Here is a 20912-nt window from a genome sequence, read left to right as displayed (position 1 = left end):
TCACGGCATTGTCACGGGCGGGCTGTAAAGACCCGGCGTCTTCTTTTGACACATGCGCCGACTCGACGCAGTCTGACCAAGAAGTCAAAAAAAAGAACAGGGAGTTCCCGATGAAACATCGCGTTCTGGCGTCGACCGCCGTTCTGGCGTTGACCAGTGGCATGGCTTGGGCGGATTATTCGCTCACCATTCTGCACACCAACGATTTCCATGCCCGTTTCGAGCCGATTTCGGCGTTCGATTCCGGCTGTTCGGCCGAAGACAACACGGCGGGCGAGTGCTTTGGCGGCTCGGCGCGCCTGGTGACGGCCATCGAGGAGGCCAAGGGGCGCACCAACAACTGGCTCCTCGTCGACGGCGGGGATCAGTTTCAGGGCACGCTCTTCTACACCTACTACAAGGGTGCTCTCGCGGCCGAAATGATGAACAAGATGGGCTATGACGCGATGACCGTCGGCAACCACGAGTTCGACGACGGGCCGGAAGTGCTGGCCGGCTTCATGGATGCGGTGGACTTCCCCGTGCTCATGTCCAACGCCGACGTTTCGGGCGAGCCATTGCTCGCCGACAAGCTCGCCAAGTCCACGATCATCGAGAAGGGCGGCGAGAGGATCGGGCTCATCGGTCTGACTCCGGTCGACACCGACGAACTGTCCTCGCCCGGTCCGAACGTGATCTTCACGCAGCCGGCGGACGCCGTGCAGGGCGAGGTCGACCGACTGACCGAGGAGGGCGTGAACAAGATCATCGTTCTCAGCCACTCGGGTTATGGCGTTGACCAGATGGTGGCCGAAAACACCACGGGCGTCGATGTGATCGTGGGCGGCCACACCAACACGCTTCTGGGCGACATGGAGGGGGCCGCAGGGCCCTATCCGACCATGGTGGGATCGACGGCGATCGTGTCGGCCTATGCCTATGGCAAGTTCCTGGGCGAGTTGAACGTGACCTTCGACGACGAGGGCAACGTGACCGAGGCGGTGGGCGCACCGCTCATCATGGATGCGGCGGTGACCGAGGATGAGGGCACCGTGGCTCGAATCGCCGAGGCCGCCGGGCCGCTTGACGAGATCCGCAACCGGGTCGTGGCCGAAACCGCCGAAGCCATCGACGGATCGCGCGAAACCTGTCGGGCAGGGGAATGTCAGATGGGCAACCTGGTGGCCGAGGCAATGCTGGCGCGGGTCGCCGATCAGGGTGTGCAGATCGCGATCACCAATGGTGGCGGTCTGCGGGCCTCGATCGACGCGGGCGAGGTGACGATGGGCGAAGTGCTGACGGTGCTTCCGTTCCAGAACACGCTGTCGACCTTCGAGGCTACCGGCGCGACCATCGTCGAGGCGTTGGAGAACGGCGTGAGCCAGATCGAAGAGGGTGGCGGGCGTTTCCCGCAGGTCGCCGGGCTTCAGTTCACCTACAATCCGGGTGCCGAACCGGGCAGCCGGATCGTGGACGTCTATACGATGGAAGGCATGGACTGGGCGCCGATCGACCCGGAGAAGACTTATCTCGTGGTCTCAAACAACTTCGTGCGCACGGGCGGTGACGGTTACTCGATGTTCGAGGATGCGGCCAACGCCTATGACTTCGGGCCGGACCTGGCGGACGTGACGGCCGAATACATCGCCTCCATGGCGCCCTATCAGCCGTTCACCGACGGGCGGATCAAGGTCGCCGAATAAGCGGCACGACAGGTGACGACAGCAATCCCCGCCGGGTCACTGGCGGGGATTTGTCGTCAGGGAAGGTCCGGATCGCGCCCGTCCCCCAGCGGGAAAAAGGGGCGGAAATAGCGTGCGTCGTCCACGGTGGCGGCGACCGAGGGTCGGGCGAGCAAGCGTTTGCGGTAGGCGTGGAGATGCGTGAGGTTCTCCGGAATCGGATGTGTCCAATGGGCGTAGAAGATCGCGCCCGCCGCCGAGCAATCGGCAAGGGTGAAGCGGTCTGCGGCGGCCCATGTGCGGTCCTCCATCCAGCGGTCGAACCAGACATAGGCGGCGTCGAGCTGCGCGCGGTTGCTCGTTTCGCCATGCGGGTCTCCGGACCCTTCGGGGCGCAGGGCGATGAGGACGAGGCGACCTTGCGGGCCGGCGAGGTAATCGTCGATCATCCGGTCCATCATGCGCGCTTCGATGGCCTCCATTGGATTCTCGGGGATCATGAAGGCACCAGGACCGGGCTTCAGATCAAGGTAGTCGATGATCGCCGCCGATTCCGAAATCCGCGTGTCGCCATCGACGAGCACGGGAAACTGCCCGCCGGGGTTAGCCTCGGCGCAGACAGCCTGATGCTCCGGGTGGTCGGGATCGACCATCCGCGCGTCATAGTCGAGCCCTCGTTCACGGGCGGCGATGTAGACCTTCCAGCAATAGTTGGCGAAAGGATGGCCGTAGAGGGCGAGGGTCATGGGGCGACTCGTGAAAGCGTTCGACGGGGTAAGCGGGAGTTCAGCGCAGCCACCGCCTTTGCGCAAGACCTCGAGCGCCCTATATTGCCCGCAAAGGAGCCGCCCCATGGATCATCCCCTCATCGACCTGATCTCGGCCAGAATCGCAGAAGCCGAACGTAATGGCGACTTCGACAACCTGCCCGGCGCGGGCAAGCCCCTGCCGCCGGAGGACGACCCGCAGAATGCACTTCTCAAGCGGGTGATGCGGGAAAACGGCGCGGTGCCCCCCTTCGTCGCCATGGCGCGCGAGTTGGAGCGGCTTAGGGCCGAATTGCGCGAAACCGGGGACAGGGTGCGGCGCAGGGACCTCATGAAGGAGATGTCCATGATGGAAGCGAAGATCGACATCGCCCGAAAGCAGTGGAGCCGCTGATGTGCGGGCGGATGGCGAATACGCTGCCCCATGACATGGTGGCAAAGATCTTCGCGGCGCAGCCCGCGAACGCCCTGCCGCCGGTGCCAAACTTCAACGTCTGCCCCACGACCGATGTCGCTGTGGTGACCTCGGACAGCGAACGGCGGCTCAGGGCCATGCGCTGGGGCTTCATCCCGCATTGGTACAAGAAACCGAACGACGGTCCGCTCCTGATCAATGCGCGGTCCGAGACGGTGACGGAGAAACCCGCGTTCAGGAATGCGGTGCGCGAACGGCGCTGTCTGGTGCCGGTGTCGGGGTTTTATGAATGGGAACGCTCCGGCGAGACCAAGGTGCCGCACTACTTCCACCGCGCGGATGGCGAGCCGCTGGTCATGGCGGGCATCTGGCAGGACTGGGGTGCGGACCGCATGCCGACCTTCGCGGTGCTCACGATCGGTGCCAATGCGCTCATGTCACCGATCCACGACCGGATTCCGGTGGTCGTGGAAAAGGGCGACTGGGGCAAATGGCTGGGGGAAGAGGGCCACGGCGCGGCGGTTCTGCTGCAGCCGCCGGCGGAGGACGTCCTGACCTTCCACAGGGTCGGCCAAGCGGTCAATTCCAACCGCGCCACGGGCCCGGAGCTGATCGAACCCGTGGCGGCCTGATCGGCGCCTTCGTCAGATCTCGATGGGTTCCATCACCTGCGGCTCGATCACCTCGACTCCGGGCAGACCTTCGGCAAGCACCTCGGCCGATTGCGCGAGCAGCGGGAAGGTCCGGTAATGGTAGGGGATGACCGTCTTGAAATCGAAATACCGCTTGGCCGCATAGGCCGCGCGCTTCATGTCCATGGTGAAATGGCCGCCCGCGCAGAGGATGCCGATGTCGGGTTTGTGCAGATCGCCCATCCACCCCATGTCGGCCATGATGTCGGTGTCGCCCGACACATAGATCACGTGGCCCTCGCCCTCGATCATGAAGCCGCTCTCGTGGCCCGCGTAGACCGGGCCATCGGACCCGGAGAACGAGGAACTATGCGTGGCGTTGACCATGGTGACCTTGACGCCCCCCAGATCGACCGTGCCGCCCTTGTTGAAGCCGATCACGTCGATCCCGTGCTTTTCCTCCCAATGGCTCATGAGGTCGAAAATCCCGACCGCAGGCACGCCGAGTTTCTTGCACAGCGCCGCACCCGAGGACGCGTGGTCGCCGTGACCATGGGTGACGAGCACATGGGTCGCGCCCGACGTCGCCACGTCATACTGGCCTTCTTCCAGCATGGGGTTCCCTTCGAGCCAAGGGTCGATCAGAAGAACCTGACCGCCGATTTCGATGCGCAGGCTTGCGTGTCCGAGCCAGATGATTTTCATGGGGCGTCTCCTTCGCTTTGATCCCGAGCCTACCAGCGCCCGACGCCCCAACAACCGGAAAGACATGACCATGGACTGGACCGCCGCTGTCGATGCCTATTGCGAACGCCTGGGGCCGGGCTTCTGGGCCGAACCCCTCAACGCGGTGACGAACCTTGCGTTCCTTGTCTCCGCCTTTGTGATGTGGCGGCAGGTCCGGCACCGCCCCGATCTGCCGCTCGCGCAGCTTCTGACAGGCATCCTCGCGGTCATCGGCATCGGATCCTTCCAGTTTCACACCTTCGCGACGCGCTGGGCGGGGGTGGCCGATACCGCGCCGATCCTGATCTTCGTGCTGGTCTTCACCTTCGCGACCGCGCACGACCTCATGAAGCAGCCGCTCATCTGGGCCGCGGCGATCACGCTGGGGTTCTTTCCCTTCACTGCGCTGGTGGCACAGGCCGCGCCGATGCTGCCCTGGCTCGGCTCTTCGGTGGGCTACCTGCCGATCCTCCTCTGGCTCGCGGGTTTCGCCTTCATGGCTACGGGCAAGCTCGCCTGGGACCTCTGGACGGCGACCGCTCTTCTTGCGCTCTCGCTCTTTCTGCGCACGCTGGACGAGCCGATGTGCGGCCAGTTGCCCATCGGCACGCATTTCCTGTGGCACTGCCTGAACGCGCTTCTGCTCGGATGGCTGATCGCGACCTACCTGCGCAATGTCCCGCCACCCGCCCCGCCGCTTGCGAAGCCAGCGCCACAGGGCTAAACCGCCCCGGAAGAACACGGGAGACCACCATGTCGATCGACAAGGACACCGCGCGCAAGGTCGCGCATCTGGCCCGCATCCGGGTGGAGGAAGACGCGCTTCCCGCGCTGGCCGAGGAATTCAACACGATCCTCGGGTTCATCGAGCAGTTGAACGAGGTGAACGTGGACGGGATCGAGCCCATGACCTCGGTCACGCCGATGCGCCTCAAGCGCCGCGAGGACGTGGTCACCGAAGGCAATCAGGCCGACAAGATCCTCAAGAACGCCCCCGACGCCCGCGAGGGCTTTTTCGCCGTGCCGAAGGTGGTTGAATGATGTCCGATCTGAACGAACTGACCATTGCCGAAGCCCGTGACGCGCTGAAAAAGGGTGATGTGACCTCGGTCGAACTGACCAAAGCCTGTCTTGCCGCCATCGACGGGGCCGACGCGCTGGGCGCTTTCGTGCACAAGACCCCCGAGATCGCGCTGGAGCGGGCCGAGGCGGCCGACGCACGGATCAAGGCCGGCGACGCGCCCGCCATGTGCGGTATCCCTGTGGGGATCAAGGACCTCTTCTGCACCAAAGGCGTCGCCTCGCAGGCGGCGTCCAACATCCTCGAAGGCTTCAAGCCGGAATACGAATCGACCGTGTCGGGTAAGCTCGCGGACGCGGGTGCCGTCATGCTGGGCAAACTCAATATGGACGAGTTTGCCATGGGGTCCTCGAACGAAACCTCGGCCTATGGCAATGCCGTGAACCCGTGGAAGGTGGACGAGCGCAACCTGACCCCCGGCGGGTCCTCGGGTGGCTCGGCCAGCGCGGTCGCTGCTGACCTCTGCCTCGCCGCCACCGGCACCGATACCGGCGGCTCGATCCGCCAACCCGCCGCGCTGACCGGCACCGTGGGCATCAAGCCGACCTATGGCCGCTGCTCGCGCTGGGGCATCATTGCCTTTGCCTCCTCGCTCGATCAGGCCGGGCCGATGACGAAAACCGTGCGCGACGCGGCGATCATGCTTGAAGCCATGTCGGGCCATGACGCGAAGGATTCGACCTCGGCCGACATCGCGGTCCCGGATTTCGAGGCCATGCTGACCGGCGACATTCGCGGCAAGGTCATCGGCATCCCGCGTGAATACCGGGTCGACGGCATGTCCGACGAGATCGAGGCATTGTGGCAGACCGGGCGCAAGATGCTCGAGGATGCAGGCGCCAAGATCGTGGATATCTCGCTGCCCCATACGAAATACGCGCTGCCGGCCTATTACGTCATCGCGCCGGCGGAAGCCTCGTCCAACCTCGCCCGTTACGACGGCGTGCGTTACGGCCACCGCGCCAAGCTCGGCAAAGGCGAGGGCATTGTCGACATGTACGAAAAGACCCGCGCCGAGGGCTTCGGCCACGAGGTGCAGCGCCGCGTGATGGTGGGCACCTATGTGCTGTCGGCAGGCTTCTACGACGCTTACTACAACCGTGCCCGCCGGGTGCGCGCGCTCATCAAGCGCGACTTCGACGAGGCCTTCGGTCAGGGCGTGGATGCCATCCTGACGCCCGCGACGCCAGGCGCGGCTTTTGGTCTGGGCGAGATGTCCGAGGCCGATCCCGTGGAAATGTATCTGCAGGACGTGTTCACCGTGACCGTGAACCTCGCCGGTCTGCCGGGAATCTCGGTGCCGGCCGGGCTCGACAAGCAGGGGCTGCCGCTCGGGCTGCAACTCATCGGCAAGCCGTGGGAAGAGGGCGATCTGCTGAATACCGCCTATGCGCTGGAACAAGCTGCGGGTTTTGTTTCCAAGCCTGACAAATGGTGGTAGAGCGCACGGACCTTTCCTCCTAGGATCACGACCATGCGCATGTTTGCTGCACCCCTGTCCCTTCTGGCTATTGCCGGCGTCCTCTCGGCCTGTTCGAGTTCGATGCCGAATGACGCCCATCAGGCGCAGGAACCTGTCATGCCTGCCGCAGCGCCGGTGGCCGCGCAGCCGCTGTCGGCCATGGCGACGGATTCGACCATGACCGCCGGATCGAGCGAGGGAGCCGCGATTGCCGCCGAGGCGAGCCAGGTGCTTGGATTTCAGACCGCGCCCGCCGCGACCACTGCGATGCCGGATGCCACGGCCATGCCGATGACTACGGGGCCCGCCACGGTCGGCACCTCGGTCGCGGCGGTGGAAACCGGGACGGCGGCGTCGGTGTCGTCGATTTCCGATGAACAGAACTTCGCAGCCGTGTCCGAGCGTGAAAGCATCGAGTCCGATGCCCAGCGTCTGGCCGAGAACCGCGCACAATACGTGGTGATCCAGCCGACCGCGCTGCCCCAGCGCGAAGGTGGCGGTGGCGCCTCGATCGTTCATTACGCGCTGGCCACCAACAACCCCAAGGGCCAGCAGATGTATTCCCGTTCGATCATCGCGGCGCAGTCCCGGTTTGAGCGCAACTGCGGCAAGTTCACCTCGCAGGACCGCGCGCAGGAGGCCTTCCTCGACGCGGGCGGGCCGGAACGTGATCCCAAGGGGCTCGACCCGGACGGCGACGGCTTCGCCTGTTTCTGGGATCCGGCGCCATTCCGTGCCGCCCGCAATGCGGTCCCCGCGCAACCGGACTATGTCGCGACCTCGACCGCCCAGTAAGGGAGCGGCGGGCGCGCTCTGGCACCCGTCTCCCAACTTCGGTCCGCGCCGCGACCGGCTTCGCCCCAACCTCATCGTTCTGCATTTCACCGCCATGGCGAGCGCCCAGGCGGCGCTCGACCGGCTCTGCGCGCCGGAACACGAAGTATCGTCGCATTACCTTGTGGGCCGGGACGGGCAGGTCTGGCAGATGGTGGACGAAGACATGCGCGCCTGGCACGCGGGCGCCGGTGACTGGGGCGGCACAGGCGACGTGAATTCGCGCTCCATCGGGATCGAGCTGGACAATTCGGGCCTCACCCCCTTCTCCGAACCGCTCGTGGCCGCGCTCGAGACGCTCCTGTCGGACATCCGCGCGCGCTGGGTCATTCCGGCCCACGGCCTGCTCGCACATTCCGATTTCGCGCCGCGCCGGAAGTTCGATCCGGGACGGCGGTTCGACTGGCGGCGGCTCGCGCGGGCCGGACACGGGATCTGGCCCGAGCCGACGGACAAGACGCCCGAGGTCGGGGAGGAGGCCTTTCTCGCCAACGCGGCCACCTTCGGCTATCCGGTGGAGGAGGGCGCCGAGGCCGTCCTCGACGCGCTGCGGCAGCGGTTTAGACCCTGGGCGCGGGGGCCCCTCGACAATGGCGACATGGCGATCCTGCGCGATCTCGCCACGCGCTTTCCCGTTGACCGACCGGTGACCAGCGCCTAAGTCCCGTTTCGCGCGGATGGCCGGACGGTCGCGGCGCATCCGCTCAGCGAAGGTGCGTCGAGGAAAGTCCGGACTCCACAAGGCAACGGTGCCGGGTAACGCCCGGCTGGGGAAACCCAAGGGAAAGCGCCACAGAGAACAGACCGCTCCGGATCACCGGAGTAAGGGTGAAACGGTGGGGTAAGAGCCCACCGCGGGACTGGCAACAGGACCGGCATGGCAAGCCCCACCGGGAGCAACGCCGAATAGGGACCTCGCGCCCCGCGTGGGCAGGACCGCCTTGGTCCAGAGGTCCGGGTTGGCAGCTAGAGGGCACCGGCAACGGTGTCACCAGAGGAATGATCGTCGAACCGGGGGAGACCCCGGGGAACAGAATCCGGCTTACAGGCCGTCCGCGCGCCCCAGCCCCCCTGCATATTGCATCCTGTTCCGGCTCGGCGCAGGCTGGAGACATCAACAGGGAGTTCTGACGATGAGTTTCGTTCGCACATTGGCCACGCTCGCCGTGGGGTTCGCCGCGGCAAAGGGCGTGCAGAAGGTCCGCGACATGGGCGGCATGGACGCGCTGCGCAAACAGATGCGAGAAGCCGGCAAGGAAGGCACCTTCGCCGACCAGATGGGCCAGATGGCCGAGAAATACGGCATGCCGGGCGGCGCCAAGGCCGTGCGCGACATGATGGGGCGGATGGGCAACCAGGCGGCCGACATGTCGGAGGCGACCGAAGCGGGCATGGGCAGTCTCATCGCCGCGATGACCGGGGCGGCGAAGGCGGGCTCGGGCCAGATGAGCGACATGTTCGCCTCGATGACCGCCGGAACGCCGGTGGGCCGCGCGACCGAAGAGAACGCCAAGCTCATGATCCGTGCGATGATCATGGCGGCCAAGTCCGACGGCGAGATCGACCCGACCGAGCGCAAGCAGATCCTCGACATGCTGGACGATGCCTCCGACGAGGAGATCGCTTTCGTCGAGGCCGAACTCGCCGCGCCGGTGGACCCGATGGCGCTTGCCACCTCGGCGGGGGAAAACGCCAAGACACAGGTCTATTCCTCGGCCCTGATGGGAATCAGCGTCGATACGGATGCCGAGAAGATGTTCCTGCGCAATCTCGCGACCGGCCTGCAGTTGACCGAAGACCAGGTGGCCGAGATTCACGACACGATGGGCAAGCCCAGGCCCTGAGCCGGGTGGCCACAGGCCGGTTGGCGAGCCCTTCCGTCAGGATTTCTGGCGCAGGGTTCGCTTTCCCCTGTTGACTCGCGGGCTGGCGTCGGTAAAAGGCGGGCTTCAAGGAATTCGACCGGGCGTAGGCCCGATGAGGAGCTGGAACCATGGCGAAGCCGACCACGATCAAAATCCGCCTGAACTCGACCGCGGACACGGGCCACTTCTACGTGACCAAGAAGAACGCACGCACCATGACCGAAAAGATGGTCGTAAAGAAATACGACCCGGTCGCGCGCAAGCACGTCGAGTACAAAGAAGGCAAGATCAAATAAGCCTTCTTCGGAAAGAAACCGAAAAAGCCGCGCGACCCTCCCGGGACGCGCGGTTTTTCTTTGTGGTGACATAGGAACTCCCCCGCGCGGTCCCGGCAAGAACACCAGCCAAAAGGACCGACAGGATGATCCACTCTCCCGATATCTGCGCCGACTTGCCCCGGCCCGCGATCCCGCCCTTCATGATCCGCTCGGCCCGCCTCGAGGACGAGGCGGCGCTGACCCGGCTTCTCACGGCGAGCTACGGCACGCTCCTTGCCAAGGACTACGCCCCCGAGGTGCTGGCCGCCGCTCTGCCCACGATCGGCGTCGCCAGGCCGTCGCTCCTCGCGGCGGCGGGCTATCAGGTGGCCGAGGCGGGCGATGGTGCGCTTGTGGGGGCGGGCGGTTGGACCTGGCTTGGACCGACGGGTGGCGCTGCGCCCATGGACTGGGGCCACATGCGCCACGTGGCGGTAGACCCGCGCCATGCCGGACAGGGGATCGGCTCGGTGATTCTGGGTCATGCGATCGAGGGCGCGCGCGGGGCCGGGGTCCGGGTTCTGTCGTGCCTGTCCACGCTGACGGCACGCGGGTTCTATGCCCGGCACGGTTTTGTCGATCAAGGGCAGGTGTCTTTGTCGCTGGCGCCGGGGCTGTCTTTCCCGGCGGTGCAGATGCGGCTCGTGTTGTGACCGCTCGCAGCATGACGGAATGGACATAAGAAACGGGCCGCGTGGTCCCACGCAGCCCGTTCGCCCTCAGGATGGCGGTCCGATCAGATCTCGCCACCCTCGATGCTGTCCATGCGGCGTTTGCGGGTCCGCTGCATCAGAAGGTAGAGCAGCGCAACCCCGCAGAGGAACGCCCCGGCTCCGATGAGCGTGATGGTGTCCATGGTTACTTCCTTCTTTACCAAGCCCCCGAGTATCGGAATGACGGGCGAATGGGACGAGATTGCGACCTGTCCCGGATGCTTTCGTGCCAGAATTTCCCAACGGAAAACGAAAAGGGCCGGCCCCGAAGGACCGGCCCGGATCGGGCGACAATCAAGCGCCCGGATGTGTCGTCGTTACTCGCGGTTGCCGAGGAAGGAAAGCAGGAACATGAAGAGGTTCACGAAGTCCAGATAGAGGTTCAGCGCACCGATGATCGCCGATTTGGCGAGCCACTCCGCGTCCATCGCATGAGCGTGGGCGAGGTATTCGGTCTTGAGCTTCTGGGTGTCATAGGCGGTGAGACCCGCGAAGATCAGGACGCCGATGGCCGAGATCGCGAAGTGGATCGCGGGCGAGCCCAGGAAGATGTTCACGATCGACGCGACGATCAGGCCGATCAGACCCATGATCAGGAACGACCCCCAGCCGGAGATGTCCTTCTTGGTCGTGTAACCCCAGAGCGACAGGCCCGCGAATGCGATCGCGGTAATGAGGAAGGTCTGCGCGATCGAGAAGCCGGTGAAGGCCACGAAGATCCACGACAACGACAGGCCCATCACGGCCGCGTAGATGTAGAAGTAAAGCTGCGCGCCAGCGGCGGAGAGACGATTGATCGCCGCGCCGAAGGCGAAGACCATGATCAGGGGCAGGAACATGACGATCCAGCCAAAGATGTTCGGCGACAGCGTCACCGGGTCACGCAGGAGAGACAGCAGCGCCGGCGACGAGCCAAAGGCCCAGGCCACCGCCGCGGTCACCAGAAGGCCCACGGACATGGTCCCGTAGACCTTGTTCATATGGGCACGAAGCCCCTCGTCGATCTGTCCAGCGCGGGTGCCAGCACCTGCGCGGGCAGTTTGATATTCAGCCATCAGCTGCCTCCGTTAGAGTTATCCCATGGCCAAGTGCACAATGCACTCGGGCTCGGAGGAAATATTGGCAGAGGAGCGTGGCAATTCAAGGATTTCCGGAGGCCAAATGGCCCCCGGGCATAACATTTTCGACAGATTACCAGCGATGGCGTTCCGGAAGTTCCCAGAAGGGGCGGTTTGTTTCCGCCCAGGCCTGCCGGCGGGTCAGGCCGATATCCTTGAGATGCGCATCGCTGAGGTTGCCCAAGGCCACGCGCGATCGCCGGGTCGCGACGATCTGCGTGACGAGGGAGATGAGGGGCAAACGCGGCAGGCGGGCGCCGAAACGGCGGAGGGCGATAGGCATGGTGGGACCTTTATGAAATGTGATGTTTCCGTCTGTTTTGATGACGATGCTTGATATTTGCGACAGAAACGTGAATTATCAAAACGAATGATTTTGAACTGTTCCATCACGAGGTTTGATATGGCCCGCAATCTCGACCTGACCGCGCTGCGGGCATTCGTCACCGTTGTGGACGTGGGCGGCGTCACCCGCGCGGCGGGGCTTCTGCATCTGTCGCAGTCGGCGGTGTCCATGCAACTCAAGCGACTAGAGGAAAGTGTGGGAACGGCGCTCTTCGACCGATCCGGGCGGTCGCTCGACCTCACGGCCGAGGGAGAACAGCTTCTGTCCTATGCGCGGCGGATGCTGGAGCTCAATGACACGATCTGGGCCAAGCTTACCGATGACACGCTAGAGGGGGAAATCACCCTTGGCGTGCCGCATGATATCGTGCTGCCGGCCCTGCCGCCGGTCCTGCACCAGTTCAACACCGAGTTTCCGCGCATGAAGATCACCCTGATCTCGTCTTTCACCCGCGCGCTGAAAGAGGAATTCACCCGCGGCAACTGTGATGTGATCCTCACGACCGAGGACGCGGGCGAGGGCAACGGCGAAACGCTCTGTACGCTGCCCATGACCTGGGTCGGTGCGCCGGGTGGCAAGGCCTGGCGCCAACGGCCCGTGCGGCTTGCCTTCGAGGAGCGCTGCAAGTTCCGGCCCGGCGTGCAGGCGGCGCTGGATGCTGCCGGCATCCCATGGGAAATGGCCGTGACGAGCGAGATGAGCCGGACCATCGACGCGACCGTGATTGCGGACCTTGCCATCCACGCGCGGCTGGCAGGCACCCAGATGGAGCCGCTTGAGCCCATCGACCACGGCGGCGCCCTGCCGGACCTGTCGACGAATCACGTCAATCTCTATGTGGCGGAAAGCCTGCGCGGAGCGCCCGCCGAGGCGCTCCTGCGCATGTTGCGTCAGGCCTATGCCGCGCTCGGGCAGGGGATCACCCCCACCCATGCGCCCGGCCAGTGGCCTCAGCCGCGACCGGTGGTCACCACGACCTTGCCGGTCGATTTGCGCGAACGCAGAAGTTCGTAAGCCTCGCCCGCCTGTTCCAGCGGCAACGCGTGGGACACGTGAGGCTTGAGCTTGCCTTCGTCATACCATGCGATGAGCTGCCGCATGGAGTTCTGAAGCACCTCGGGCTTGAAGGCGTTATAGCCGCTCCAGTAGTAGCCCATGATATTGAGGTTCTTGACGAGCAGATGGTTGGCCGGGATCTGCGGCACCTCACCGGAGGCAAAGCCGACCACGAGAATGCGCGCCTCGGGGTTGCAGGCGCGCATCGCGGCCTTGAACTGGTCGCCGCCGATCGGGTCATAGACCACATCCGCGCCCCCCAGCGCCTTGACCGCCTCGCGGATGTCGTCGGCGTCGCTGTCGATGAGGTGATCGGCACCGGCCTCCTTGCAGACCGCGAGCTTGTCCTTGCCGCGCGCACAGGCAATGACGGTGGCCCCCATCATCTTGCCGATCTCGATGGCGGTCATGCCGACACCGCCGGCCGCCCCCAGAACGAGCAGGTTTTCGCCGGGTTGCAACCGGCAGCGGTAATCGAGCCCGACGTGGGACGTGCCATAGGCGACATTGAAGGCGGCCGCGTCGGTATAGCTCATGCTGTCCGGAATCGGCTGCGCTTTGTTCGCCGGGAAGACACCGAAATCCGCAAGTCCGCCGTGGCCAGCGCCGACGATAACCCTTTGACCGACTTCGACATTGTCGACGCCCTCGCCAAGTCCGGCGACCCGGCCCGCGACTTCCATCCCGAGCGTCAGAGGCAAGGGCGGTTTTTCCTGATATTGGCCCTTGGCCATCAGGAGATCACCGAAGTTCAGCCCGCAAGCCGCGATCTCGACGAGGATCTGACCCGCAGAAGGCGAGGGGTCTGGGGCCTCTACAATCTCCGGGGGTTCGTCATAGGAAAGAATCTGGTATGCTCTCATCGTGTCCTCCTTGGTCGTCACGCTACTTTGGTGAACGTGTCGATGCGAGCGCTACGCTACGTAGGTCGTTTGAGAGAAAGTGCACCGGGGCGGAATCACGATCAGAGCGGCTTTCGGTTGCCTCTGCGAAAGAGTCTCGGGACCAGGATTCGCAAAATGCGAATTGCAAGATGCAAAACACGCTATGCGCGTATTTCGATGAGGCGAGGACATAGTCCTTTTCTGCATCGAAAAGACAAGATAACTTGATAAGTGTCTGGAAAGTATGAGACATTCAACATGTCTACCAACTGGACAAAAAGACAGGTTGTGGTTGAACGGGAACTGTCGCTCTCTATTGATGTTGCGGACCGAGTGATTGGAGACAGTTATGAAGCATCCTGTGGATGTACATGTGGGCAAACGCGTGCGCCATCGGCGCTGGATGGTGGGGATGACCCAGCAACAGCTCGCCGAACGCGTGGGGATCAAGTTCCAGCAGATCCAGAAGTATGAGACCGGCATGAACCGGGTCTCCGCATCGCGTCTTTGGGACATTTCGGATGCGCTTGGCGTGCCCGTCAGCTTTTTCTTCGAGGGTCTCGAAGGTGGAGCGGAGCGGAGCATGGAGCAGTATCTCCCGGACGACATCCTCGCCGACAAGGAAGCGCTCGAACTGATCCGCAGCTACTACGCAATCCCCGAGAACCAGCGTCGCCGCCTGTTCGAACTCGCCCGTGTCCTGTCCGACGCGGCCTAGGCCGACTTGACCGGAGAGGGCACAGGTCGTACCGCCAAGGTGTGAAACCGGAGGCGGTATGACGATTTCAGACGACGTTCAGCGCGATCTCATCGCAACGGCACATGCCATGGCCGATGCGGCGCGCGGGGTGATTCTGCCCTACTTCCGAACGACCCTTCTTGCCGACAACAAGCTTGCGACCGGCTTCGATCCCGTGACCGAAGCCGATCGCGCCGCCGAATGCGCCATGCGCGACGTGCTTGCTGCGCGCCGGCCCGACGATGCCATTCTGGGCGAGGAGTACGGGACGACACCGGGCACGAGCGGGCTGATCTGGGTGCTCGACCCCATCGACGGGACCCGCGCCTTCATTTCCGGCACGCCCACATGGGGGGTGCTCATCGCGGTGGGGGACGAAGCCGGACCCCGGTTCGGCATCGTCGACCAGCCCTTCATCGGCGAGCGTTTCGAGGGCGGCTTCGGCGTCGCGCGCTCGACCGGCCCTATGGGCGAGGCGACACTGACCACCCGTGGAACCGCGACGCTCGATGAAGCGACGATCTTCACCACCTTCCCCGAAGTCGGTTCCGAGGCGGACCGTGCCGCCTTCCACGGCCTCGCGAGCCACTGCAAGCTGACCCGTTATGGCATGGATTGCTATGCCTATGCGCTTCTCGCCCTGGGGCATGTGGACCTCGTGGTCGAGGCTGGCTTGCAGGCCTATGACATTCAGGGCCCCATGGCCGTCATCGAGGCCGCGGGCGGTATCGTTACCGACTGGCAGGGCGGCCCTGCGCACATGGGCGGACGCGTCGTGGCGGCCGCGAACCCCCAGATCCATGCCGCCGCTCTGGCGATCCTCTCGAAGGCGGCAGAATGACCGACCTTACCATCCGCCAGGCTCGCCTTGTTCTGACCATGGATGACGCCGGGGCGGAGCTTGCGGACTGCGATATTCAGATCTCGGGCGGCATGATCACAGCCATCGGGCCGGACCTGCCGCCAAAAGGCGAGGTGATGGAAGGGCGTCAGCTGCTCATCACGCCGGGCCTCGTCAACACGCATCATCACCTCTACCAGACGCTCACCCGGGCGGTGCCGGGCGGGCAGGACGCGCTCCTCTTCGGCTGGCTCAAGACGCTCTACCCGATCTGGTCCCGCTTTGGGCCCGAGGAGATGCGTGTCTCCGCCCTTACCGGGCTGGCCGAGCTTGCCTTGTCGGGCTGCACGCTGACCTCCGACCACCTCTACCTGTTTCCCAACGGATCACGGCTCGACGACACCATCGACGCGGCGCGGGACATCGGGCTCCGGTTCCATCCGACGCGCGGCTCCATGTCCATCGGGGAAAGCGCGGGCGGACTGCCGCCAGATAGCCTCGTCGAACGGGAGGCGGATATCCTCGAGGACTGCATCCGCGTGATCGATGCGCATCACGATGCCTCGGAGGGGGCCATGGTGCGGGTCGGGGTAGCCCCTTGTTCGCCATTCTCGGTGGGCCGGGACCTCATGCGCGAGGCCGCGATCCTCGCGCGCGACAAAGGGGTGATGCTGCACACGCATCTGGCCGAAAACGACGAAGACATCGCCTATTCCCAAGAGAAGTTCGGCTGTCGACCGGGCCAATATGCCGAGAACCTCGGATGGACCGGGGATGACGTGTGGCACGCCCATTGCGTGAAGCTCGACGGGGCCGAGATCGACTTGTTCGCGAAAAGCCGGACAGGCGTGGCGCATTGCCCCTGCTCGAATTGTCGCCTGGGGTCCGGCATCGCTCCGATCCGCGCCATGCGCGACGCCGGCGTCAAAGTCGGGCTGGGGGTGGATGGCTCGGCATCCAACGACGCGGGAAACCTAGTCTCCGAAGCCCGCATGGCGATGCTTCTGCAACGGGTGGTCCATGGCGCCGACAAGATGAGCGCCCGCGAGGCGCTCTGGATTGCGACGCGGGGCGGGGCCGAGGTGCTTGGGCGGTACGACTGCGGCCAGATCGCGGTGGGCAAGCGCGCCGACCTCGCGCTGTGGGACATGGCCACGATCGAGGCGGCGGGAAACTGGGATCCGGCGGCGCTGCTTCTGGGCGGTCCGACGCGGGTCCGCCACCTGATCGTCGAGGGGCGGCAGGTGGTGCGCGACGGGCATCTGACGACCATCGACCTTGCCCAGACGATCAAGGCGCAGAACCGCTTGGCCCTGCGCCTCATGTCCTAAGGTCTGTCCCGGCGTTACTGCGCGGGTTGCTGAACCGGTGTCGCGTCGGAGACCTCGGTCTTCGCTTCGGCCGGGTTGCCGGCGGCGAAGAGGACGAAGAACCCGATCAGGCCCGAAATGAGCGAGGCCACCAGAACACCGAGCCGCACGTGGTTCATATCGGCCGCTGTCGCAAAACTGAGCCCGCCAATGAAGAGCGACATGGTAAAGCCGATCCCGGCCAGCGCCGAGACGCCGTAGACGTGTTTCCAGTTCACGCCGTAAGGCAGGTCGGCAAGGCGCAGTTTGACGACGAGCCAGGTGATGCCGAGCACACCGATCTGCTTGCCCAGCACGAGGCCCGCCACGATGCCCAGCGTGATCGGGGCGAAGAGGTCCTGAAGCGTCAGTCCGGCCATCACGACCCCGGCGTTCGCGAAGGCAAAGACGGGGATGATGAAGAAGCTGACCCAGGGGTGCAGCATATGCTCCAGCGATCGAAGCGGCGACTTGCCCCAACGGTCATTGAGCGGAATGAAGAAGGCGGTGATGACGCCAGCCAGCGTGGCATGGACGCCGGACTTCAGCACCAGCACCCAGAGCACGATGCCCAGGATGATGATCGGCCCAATCCGGTGCACGGCGCGGAAATTGAGCCATCCCATGAGCGCCAGCGGGATGAGCGAGAGCAGGAGGTAGTAGGTCTTGAGATCGGCCGTGTAGAACAGCGCGATGATCATGATCGCCCCCATGTCGTCGAGGATCGCGAGCGTGAGCAGGAAGATCTTGAGCCCGGCAGGCGCGCGGCTCCCGACGAGCGCGAGCAGACCCAGCGCGAAGGCGATGTCGGTCGCGGCGGGAATGGCCCAGCCGACGATGGTCGGCTGACCCCAGTTCGCGGCGGCATATAGCACCGCTGGAACCGCCATGCCCCCAACGGCGGCAAGGCCGGGCAGCATGATGTCGCGGGGGTTCTTCAGCTTGCCTTCGACGATTTCGCGTTTCAGCTCGAGGCCGATGTAGAAGAAGAAGATCGCCATGAGCCCGTCGTTGATCCACAGGATCAGGGGTTTGGACAGGCCTTCGCCCGCGATGGTGATCGACAGGATCGAGTTCAGTCCGAGGTCATAATAGGTCGAAAGTCCCGAGTTCGCGATGATGAGCGCCGCTATGGCCGCGAACATCAACGCGATGCCGCCCGCCGCCTCATGTTTGAAAAACTTCTCGAGCATCGACGCCGTCCCCTTTCCTGATTGTTCAATGTTACGTGAACATATAGGGCCAGTTTACCATTCCGCCCGCCCTTAACGGATGGATCCAGATAACATTTTCGTTGGAAATCATTTCATGTAACAATCGCGCCCGGAGATTGGGATCATGCTTGCACGACTTGACCACCTGGTGGTCACAACCCCGGCGCTGGACAAGGGGGTGGCCCTTGTCGAAACCACGCTCGGGCAACCGATGGACGGGGGCGGCGATCATGTCGCCATGGGCACCCACAACCGGCTTCTTTCGCTGGGGCCCGAAGAATACCTCGAAGTGATCGCGGTGAACCCCGTCGCAACCGCGCCGGGACGGCCCCGGTTCTTCGATCTGGACACGCCCCGGAGCGAGGCCCGGTTGACGAACTGGGTGCTCAGGGTGCCGAACCTCGGGTCCGCGCTCGCCGTCGCCCCGCCGGGCATGGGGCAGGGTACGGCATTGTCGCGCGGGGCCTACAGTTGGCGCATGGCGGTGCCGCCGGACGGAAAACTGCCGTTCGACGGCCTCTTTCCGAGCCTCATTCAATGGGACGGCGCGCATCCCGGTCCGGACATTCCCGAAGCCGGCCTGCGCCTCCTGTCGCTCACCCTGCACCACCCGGACGCGCTGGCGCTCGCCAAGGCGCTCGCACCCTTCCTGACCGATCCGACGCTTCGTGACCGGGTGCGCGTGGTGGAAGGTCCCCTGTCGATGACGGCGCGGATCGACACGCCCGACGGCGGGCGCGATCTTTGCCGTGCTGCCGCCCAGATGGACCTGTAACCGACCGTCCAATTGATGTTAGATCGGCCCATGTCGCTCTGGACCCGTATCACCGAAGCCCTTGCCGCGCTCGCGAAAGGCGAAAGCCTGTCCGAGGTCTTTTCGCGGTTTTCCGGCACGCCGCCGGAACGGTCGGCGGCCTTCGCCATCGCCGTCATCGCCCTTGGCGCCAAGATGGCGAAAGCCGACGGCGAGGTGACCCGCAACGAGGTGTCGGCCTTTCGCGAGGTTTTCACGATTCCCGCATCCGAGGAACAGAATGCCGCGCGGGTCTTCAACCTCGCGCGCACGGACGTTGCCGGTTTCGAACTCTACGCCGAAAGGATCGCGCGCATGTTCGGACAGGGCGACCCGGCGCTTTGCGACCTGATGGAGGGGCTCTTCTACATCGCCGTGGCGGACGGGCAATATCACCCGGCAGAGAACGAGTTTCTGAAGCAGGTGGCCCGCATCTTCGGGATCGACGAGCGCCGGTTCCGGGCGCTCCGCGCGCGGTTCGTGCCCGATGCGGCGCCCGACCCCTACACCGTCCTTGGCGTGAGCCCGGACATGTCGATCGAGGACATCCGGGCGGAATGGCGGCGCCAGGTGCGCGAAAGCCACCCCGACCAGCTCATTGCACGTGGCGTGCCGGAGGAGGCCGTGAAGCTTGCCGAGAAACAGCTCATCGCGATCAACCGCGCCTGGGAAGAGATCCAGAGCGCGGCGGCCTGATGCGGATCGCGACCTACAACGTCGAATGGTTCGACAACCTCTTCGACAAGGAAGGCGGGCTTCTGGCGGATGACGGCTGGTCGGCGCGCCACAACGTGACCCGCGCGGATCAACTGGCGGCTCTGGGGATCGTCTTTACCGCGATGGACGCCGACGCGGTCATGATCATCGAGGCCCCCGACGAGAGCCGCCGCCGCTCGACCGTCACGGCGCTGGAAAACTTCGCACGCACCTTCGATCTTCGCACCTCGCGGGCGCTTCTGGGGTTTGAGAACCAGACCCAGCAGGAAATCGCGCTGCTTTACGATCCCGCCGTGATCGCGGCCCGGCACGACCCCATCGGGCATGAAACCGGCAAGAAGGGCGCCCCGGACGCGCCCCGGTTTGACGGCACGTTTCGGATCGACCTCGATATTGATGCGGCACCCGAGCTCGTCACTTGGTCGAAGCCGCCGCTCGAGGTCGCGCTCACCCATCTGCCCAGCGGGCGCGAGATGCGGCTCATCGGGGTGCACGCCAAATCGAAAGCCCCCTACGGCTCGAACGATCCCGAAGAGATCACGCGCATCGCGATCGAGAACCGGCGCAAGCAGATGGCGCAGTGCATCTGGCTTCGGCAAAGGGTGGACGAGCATCTGATCGCGGGCGAGAGCCTGATCGTGCTGGGCGATTTCAACGATGGTCCGGGGCTCGATGAATACGAAAAGCTCTTCGGTCGTTCCGGGGTCGAGATCGTGCTGGGCGAGGGCGGTGCAGCGCAGCTTTATGACCCGCACGCCCGCCTCGCGCTCTCCACGCGTGTGGGCGCCATGCCGGTCACGGCGCGCTTCTACATCCGGCAGGAGAAGCGCTTCCTTCAGGCGCTCCTAGATTATGTCATGGTCTCGCCCGACCTCGCCGCGCTCTCGCCCGACTGGCGTATCTGGCACCCCTTCGACGACCCCGTCTGCTACGAGACACCCGAACTGCGCGATGCGCTGCTGGCGGCCTCGGATCATTTCCCGGTCAGCGTCGATCTGCCCATCTGATCGGGGCATTTCGTCCACACATCTTGAGCGCCCGTGCCGGCGCCCCATATTCTCTTCATGAGAAAATTGATCCTGATCGCCCTCTGCGTTTCGCTCGCCCTTCCTGTCTTCGCCCAGTCGGACACCGAGGGCGAACAGGGACGTGACAAGATGAGCGAGGCGTTTCGCCTGCTTCTCGAAGGATTGTCGGAAGAGCTCGAGCCCCTGTCGCGCGATGTGGCGGATGCCTGGCGCGAGATGCTCGAGGATCTGGACGATCTGACCGACTACGAAGCTCCCGAGCGGCTGCCCAATGGCGACATCATCATTCGCCGCAAAACGCCGATGCCCGAAGACGAAATGATCGAGGCGCCCGAGGGGACCGAGCTTTAAGGG

At 64.5% G+C, this 20912-nt stretch carries 25 protein-coding genes and 1 other RNA gene; 20 read left to right on the top strand and 6 right to left on the bottom strand.

The window, feature by feature from the left end:
- The first annotated feature begins 110 nt into the window (after window positions 1-110).
- Window positions 111-1682 (top strand): bifunctional UDP-sugar hydrolase/5'-nucleotidase, encoded by a 1572-nt coding sequence (locus KJP29_RS16085; protein ID WP_218464534.1) that lies wholly within the window; start codon window positions 111-113, stop codon window positions 1680-1682.
- A 56-nt stretch (window positions 1683-1738) separates the two neighbouring features.
- Here KJP29_RS16085 and KJP29_RS16080 read toward each other — a convergent pair whose 3' ends face one another.
- Window positions 1739-2407, bottom strand: a complete 669-nt coding sequence (locus KJP29_RS16080) for a glutathione S-transferase family protein (protein WP_218464533.1) — start codon at window positions 2405-2407, stop codon at window positions 1739-1741.
- 106 nt (window positions 2408-2513) lie between these two features.
- On the opposite strand from KJP29_RS16080, the gene KJP29_RS16075 reads away from it, so the two are divergent.
- Window positions 2514-2822, top strand: coding sequence for a DUF1992 domain-containing protein (locus tag KJP29_RS16075; protein WP_218464532.1), 309 nt, complete (start codon window positions 2514-2516; stop codon window positions 2820-2822).
- A complete protein-coding gene (locus KJP29_RS16070) occupies window positions 2822-3475 on the top strand; it encodes an SOS response-associated peptidase (protein WP_218464531.1) in 654 nt (217 codons plus the stop codon). The genes KJP29_RS16075 and KJP29_RS16070 overlap by 1 nt, the downstream gene beginning before the upstream one ends.
- 12 nt (window positions 3476-3487) lie before the next feature.
- Here the strand turns inward: KJP29_RS16070 and KJP29_RS16065 are convergent, their stop codons facing one another.
- On the bottom strand, window positions 3488-4180 hold the full coding sequence (locus KJP29_RS16065) for a metal-dependent hydrolase (protein ID WP_218464530.1): 693 nt from the start codon (window positions 4178-4180) through the stop codon (window positions 3488-3490).
- A gap of 70 nt (window positions 4181-4250) precedes the next feature.
- Here KJP29_RS16065 and KJP29_RS16060 point away from each other — a divergent pair, with 70 nt between their 5' ends.
- From KJP29_RS16060 to KJP29_RS16020, 9 genes are all read left to right on the top strand, one after another.
- Window positions 4251-4925, top strand: coding sequence for a ceramidase domain-containing protein (locus KJP29_RS16060; protein WP_218464529.1), 675 nt, complete (start codon window positions 4251-4253; stop codon window positions 4923-4925).
- A 29-nt stretch (window positions 4926-4954) separates the two neighbouring features.
- Window positions 4955-5242, top strand: a complete 288-nt coding sequence (gatC, locus tag KJP29_RS16055; RefSeq protein ID WP_218464528.1) for an Asp-tRNA(Asn)/Glu-tRNA(Gln) amidotransferase subunit GatC — start codon at window positions 4955-4957, stop codon at window positions 5240-5242.
- A complete protein-coding gene (gene gatA / locus KJP29_RS16050) occupies window positions 5242-6723 on the top strand; it encodes an Asp-tRNA(Asn)/Glu-tRNA(Gln) amidotransferase subunit GatA (protein WP_218464985.1) in 1482 nt (493 codons plus the stop codon). The genes gatC and gatA overlap by 1 nt, the downstream gene beginning before the upstream one ends.
- A gap of 33 nt (window positions 6724-6756) precedes the next feature.
- Window positions 6757-7539 carry a hypothetical protein gene (locus KJP29_RS16045; protein WP_218464527.1) on the top strand — a complete coding sequence of 261 codons (783 nt, stop codon included), beginning with the start codon at window positions 6757-6759 and terminating at the stop codon, window positions 7537-7539.
- The gene (locus tag KJP29_RS16040; protein WP_218464526.1) at window positions 7514-8239 is read left to right on the top strand and encodes an N-acetylmuramoyl-L-alanine amidase; all 726 of its coding nucleotides are present in this window, start codon (window positions 7514-7516) and stop codon (window positions 8237-8239) included. The genes KJP29_RS16045 and KJP29_RS16040 overlap by 26 nt, the downstream gene beginning before the upstream one ends.
- 12 nt (window positions 8240-8251) lie before the next feature.
- An RNA gene (rnpB, locus tag KJP29_RS16035) (RNase P RNA component class A) lies at window positions 8252-8639 on the top strand.
- Window positions 8640-8711: 72 nt separating this feature from the next.
- Complete coding sequence (locus KJP29_RS16030; protein ID WP_218464525.1) at window positions 8712-9422, top strand: DUF533 domain-containing protein; 711 nt, start codon at window positions 8712-8714, stop codon at window positions 9420-9422.
- A 149-nt stretch (window positions 9423-9571) separates the two neighbouring features.
- Complete coding sequence (gene rpmG / locus KJP29_RS16025) at window positions 9572-9739, top strand: 50S ribosomal protein L33 (protein ID WP_009572866.1); 168 nt, start codon at window positions 9572-9574, stop codon at window positions 9737-9739.
- A gap of 125 nt (window positions 9740-9864) precedes the next feature.
- Window positions 9865-10413, top strand: coding sequence for a GNAT family N-acetyltransferase (locus KJP29_RS16020; protein WP_255553636.1), 549 nt, complete (start codon window positions 9865-9867; stop codon window positions 10411-10413).
- A gap of 377 nt (window positions 10414-10790) precedes the next feature.
- Here KJP29_RS16020 and KJP29_RS16015 read toward each other — a convergent pair whose 3' ends face one another.
- Together KJP29_RS16015 and KJP29_RS16010 are read right to left on the bottom strand one after the other, a co-directional pair.
- Window positions 10791-11528: a Bax inhibitor-1/YccA family protein gene (locus KJP29_RS16015; RefSeq protein WP_218464524.1), complete on the bottom strand. Its 738-nt coding sequence runs from the start codon at window positions 11526-11528 to the stop codon at window positions 10791-10793.
- Between the two features lie 136 nt (window positions 11529-11664).
- Window positions 11665-11874 carry a DUF1127 domain-containing protein gene (locus KJP29_RS16010; RefSeq protein WP_255553635.1) on the bottom strand — a complete coding sequence of 70 codons (210 nt, stop codon included), beginning with the start codon at window positions 11872-11874 and terminating at the stop codon, window positions 11665-11667.
- 120 nt (window positions 11875-11994) lie between these two features.
- Between KJP29_RS16010 and KJP29_RS16005 the strand changes: the two genes are divergently transcribed.
- Complete coding sequence (locus KJP29_RS16005; RefSeq protein ID WP_218464523.1) at window positions 11995-12951, top strand: LysR family transcriptional regulator; 957 nt, start codon at window positions 11995-11997, stop codon at window positions 12949-12951.
- Here KJP29_RS16005 and KJP29_RS16000 read toward each other — a convergent pair.
- Entirely contained in the window at window positions 12888-13856 is a 969-nt protein-coding gene (locus KJP29_RS16000) for an NADPH:quinone oxidoreductase family protein (RefSeq protein WP_218464522.1), read from the bottom strand. The genes KJP29_RS16005 and KJP29_RS16000 overlap by 64 nt on opposite strands.
- A 370-nt stretch (window positions 13857-14226) precedes the next feature.
- Here KJP29_RS16000 and KJP29_RS15995 point away from each other — a divergent pair, with 370 nt between their 5' ends.
- The 3 genes from KJP29_RS15995 to KJP29_RS15985 are packed head-to-tail and all read left to right on the top strand — an operon-like array spanning window position 14227 to window position 16788.
- Window positions 14227-14595: a helix-turn-helix domain-containing protein gene (locus KJP29_RS15995; RefSeq protein WP_218464521.1), complete on the top strand. Its 369-nt coding sequence runs from the start codon at window positions 14227-14229 to the stop codon at window positions 14593-14595.
- Between the two features lie 58 nt (window positions 14596-14653).
- The gene (locus KJP29_RS15990; RefSeq protein ID WP_218464520.1) at window positions 14654-15457 is read left to right on the top strand and encodes an inositol monophosphatase family protein; all 804 of its coding nucleotides are present in this window, start codon (window positions 14654-14656) and stop codon (window positions 15455-15457) included.
- Window positions 15454-16788 (top strand): 8-oxoguanine deaminase, encoded by a 1335-nt coding sequence (locus KJP29_RS15985; RefSeq protein WP_218464519.1) that lies wholly within the window; start codon window positions 15454-15456, stop codon window positions 16786-16788. Before KJP29_RS15990 ends, KJP29_RS15985 begins: the two co-directional genes overlap by 4 nt.
- Before the next feature lie 14 nt (window positions 16789-16802).
- On the opposite strand, the gene nhaA is transcribed toward KJP29_RS15985, so the two are convergent.
- Complete coding sequence (gene nhaA / locus KJP29_RS15980) at window positions 16803-17999, bottom strand: Na+/H+ antiporter NhaA (protein ID WP_218464518.1); 1197 nt, start codon at window positions 17997-17999, stop codon at window positions 16803-16805.
- A 145-nt stretch (window positions 18000-18144) separates the two neighbouring features.
- Between nhaA and KJP29_RS15975 the strand changes: the two genes are divergently transcribed.
- Genes KJP29_RS15975 through KJP29_RS15960 form a run of 4 tightly spaced genes read left to right on the top strand, consistent with a single transcriptional unit; the run spans window position 18145 to window position 20909 of the window.
- Window positions 18145-18795 carry a VOC family protein gene (locus KJP29_RS15975; protein WP_218464517.1) on the top strand — a complete coding sequence of 217 codons (651 nt, stop codon included), beginning with the start codon at window positions 18145-18147 and terminating at the stop codon, window positions 18793-18795.
- 30 nt (window positions 18796-18825) lie between these two features.
- Entirely contained in the window at window positions 18826-19509 is a 684-nt protein-coding gene (locus tag KJP29_RS15970) for a molecular chaperone DjiA (protein WP_218464516.1), read from the top strand.
- The gene (locus KJP29_RS15965; RefSeq protein WP_218464515.1) at window positions 19509-20537 is read left to right on the top strand and encodes an endonuclease/exonuclease/phosphatase family protein; all 1029 of its coding nucleotides are present in this window, start codon (window positions 19509-19511) and stop codon (window positions 20535-20537) included. Before KJP29_RS15970 ends, KJP29_RS15965 begins: the two co-directional genes overlap by 1 nt.
- A 57-nt stretch (window positions 20538-20594) precedes the next feature.
- Window positions 20595-20909 carry an AAA+ family ATPase gene (locus tag KJP29_RS15960; RefSeq protein WP_218464514.1) on the top strand — a complete coding sequence of 105 codons (315 nt, stop codon included), beginning with the start codon at window positions 20595-20597 and terminating at the stop codon, window positions 20907-20909.
- Window positions 20910-20912 lie beyond the last annotated feature (3 nt).

The sequence above is a fragment of the Maritimibacter sp. DP1N21-5 genome, from assembly GCF_019218295.1.
Taxonomy (GTDB): domain Bacteria; phylum Pseudomonadota; class Alphaproteobacteria; order Rhodobacterales; family Rhodobacteraceae; genus Maritimibacter.
Note: the sequence above shows the minus strand (reverse complement) of the source record. Positions and strands in the feature narration are given on the sequence as shown.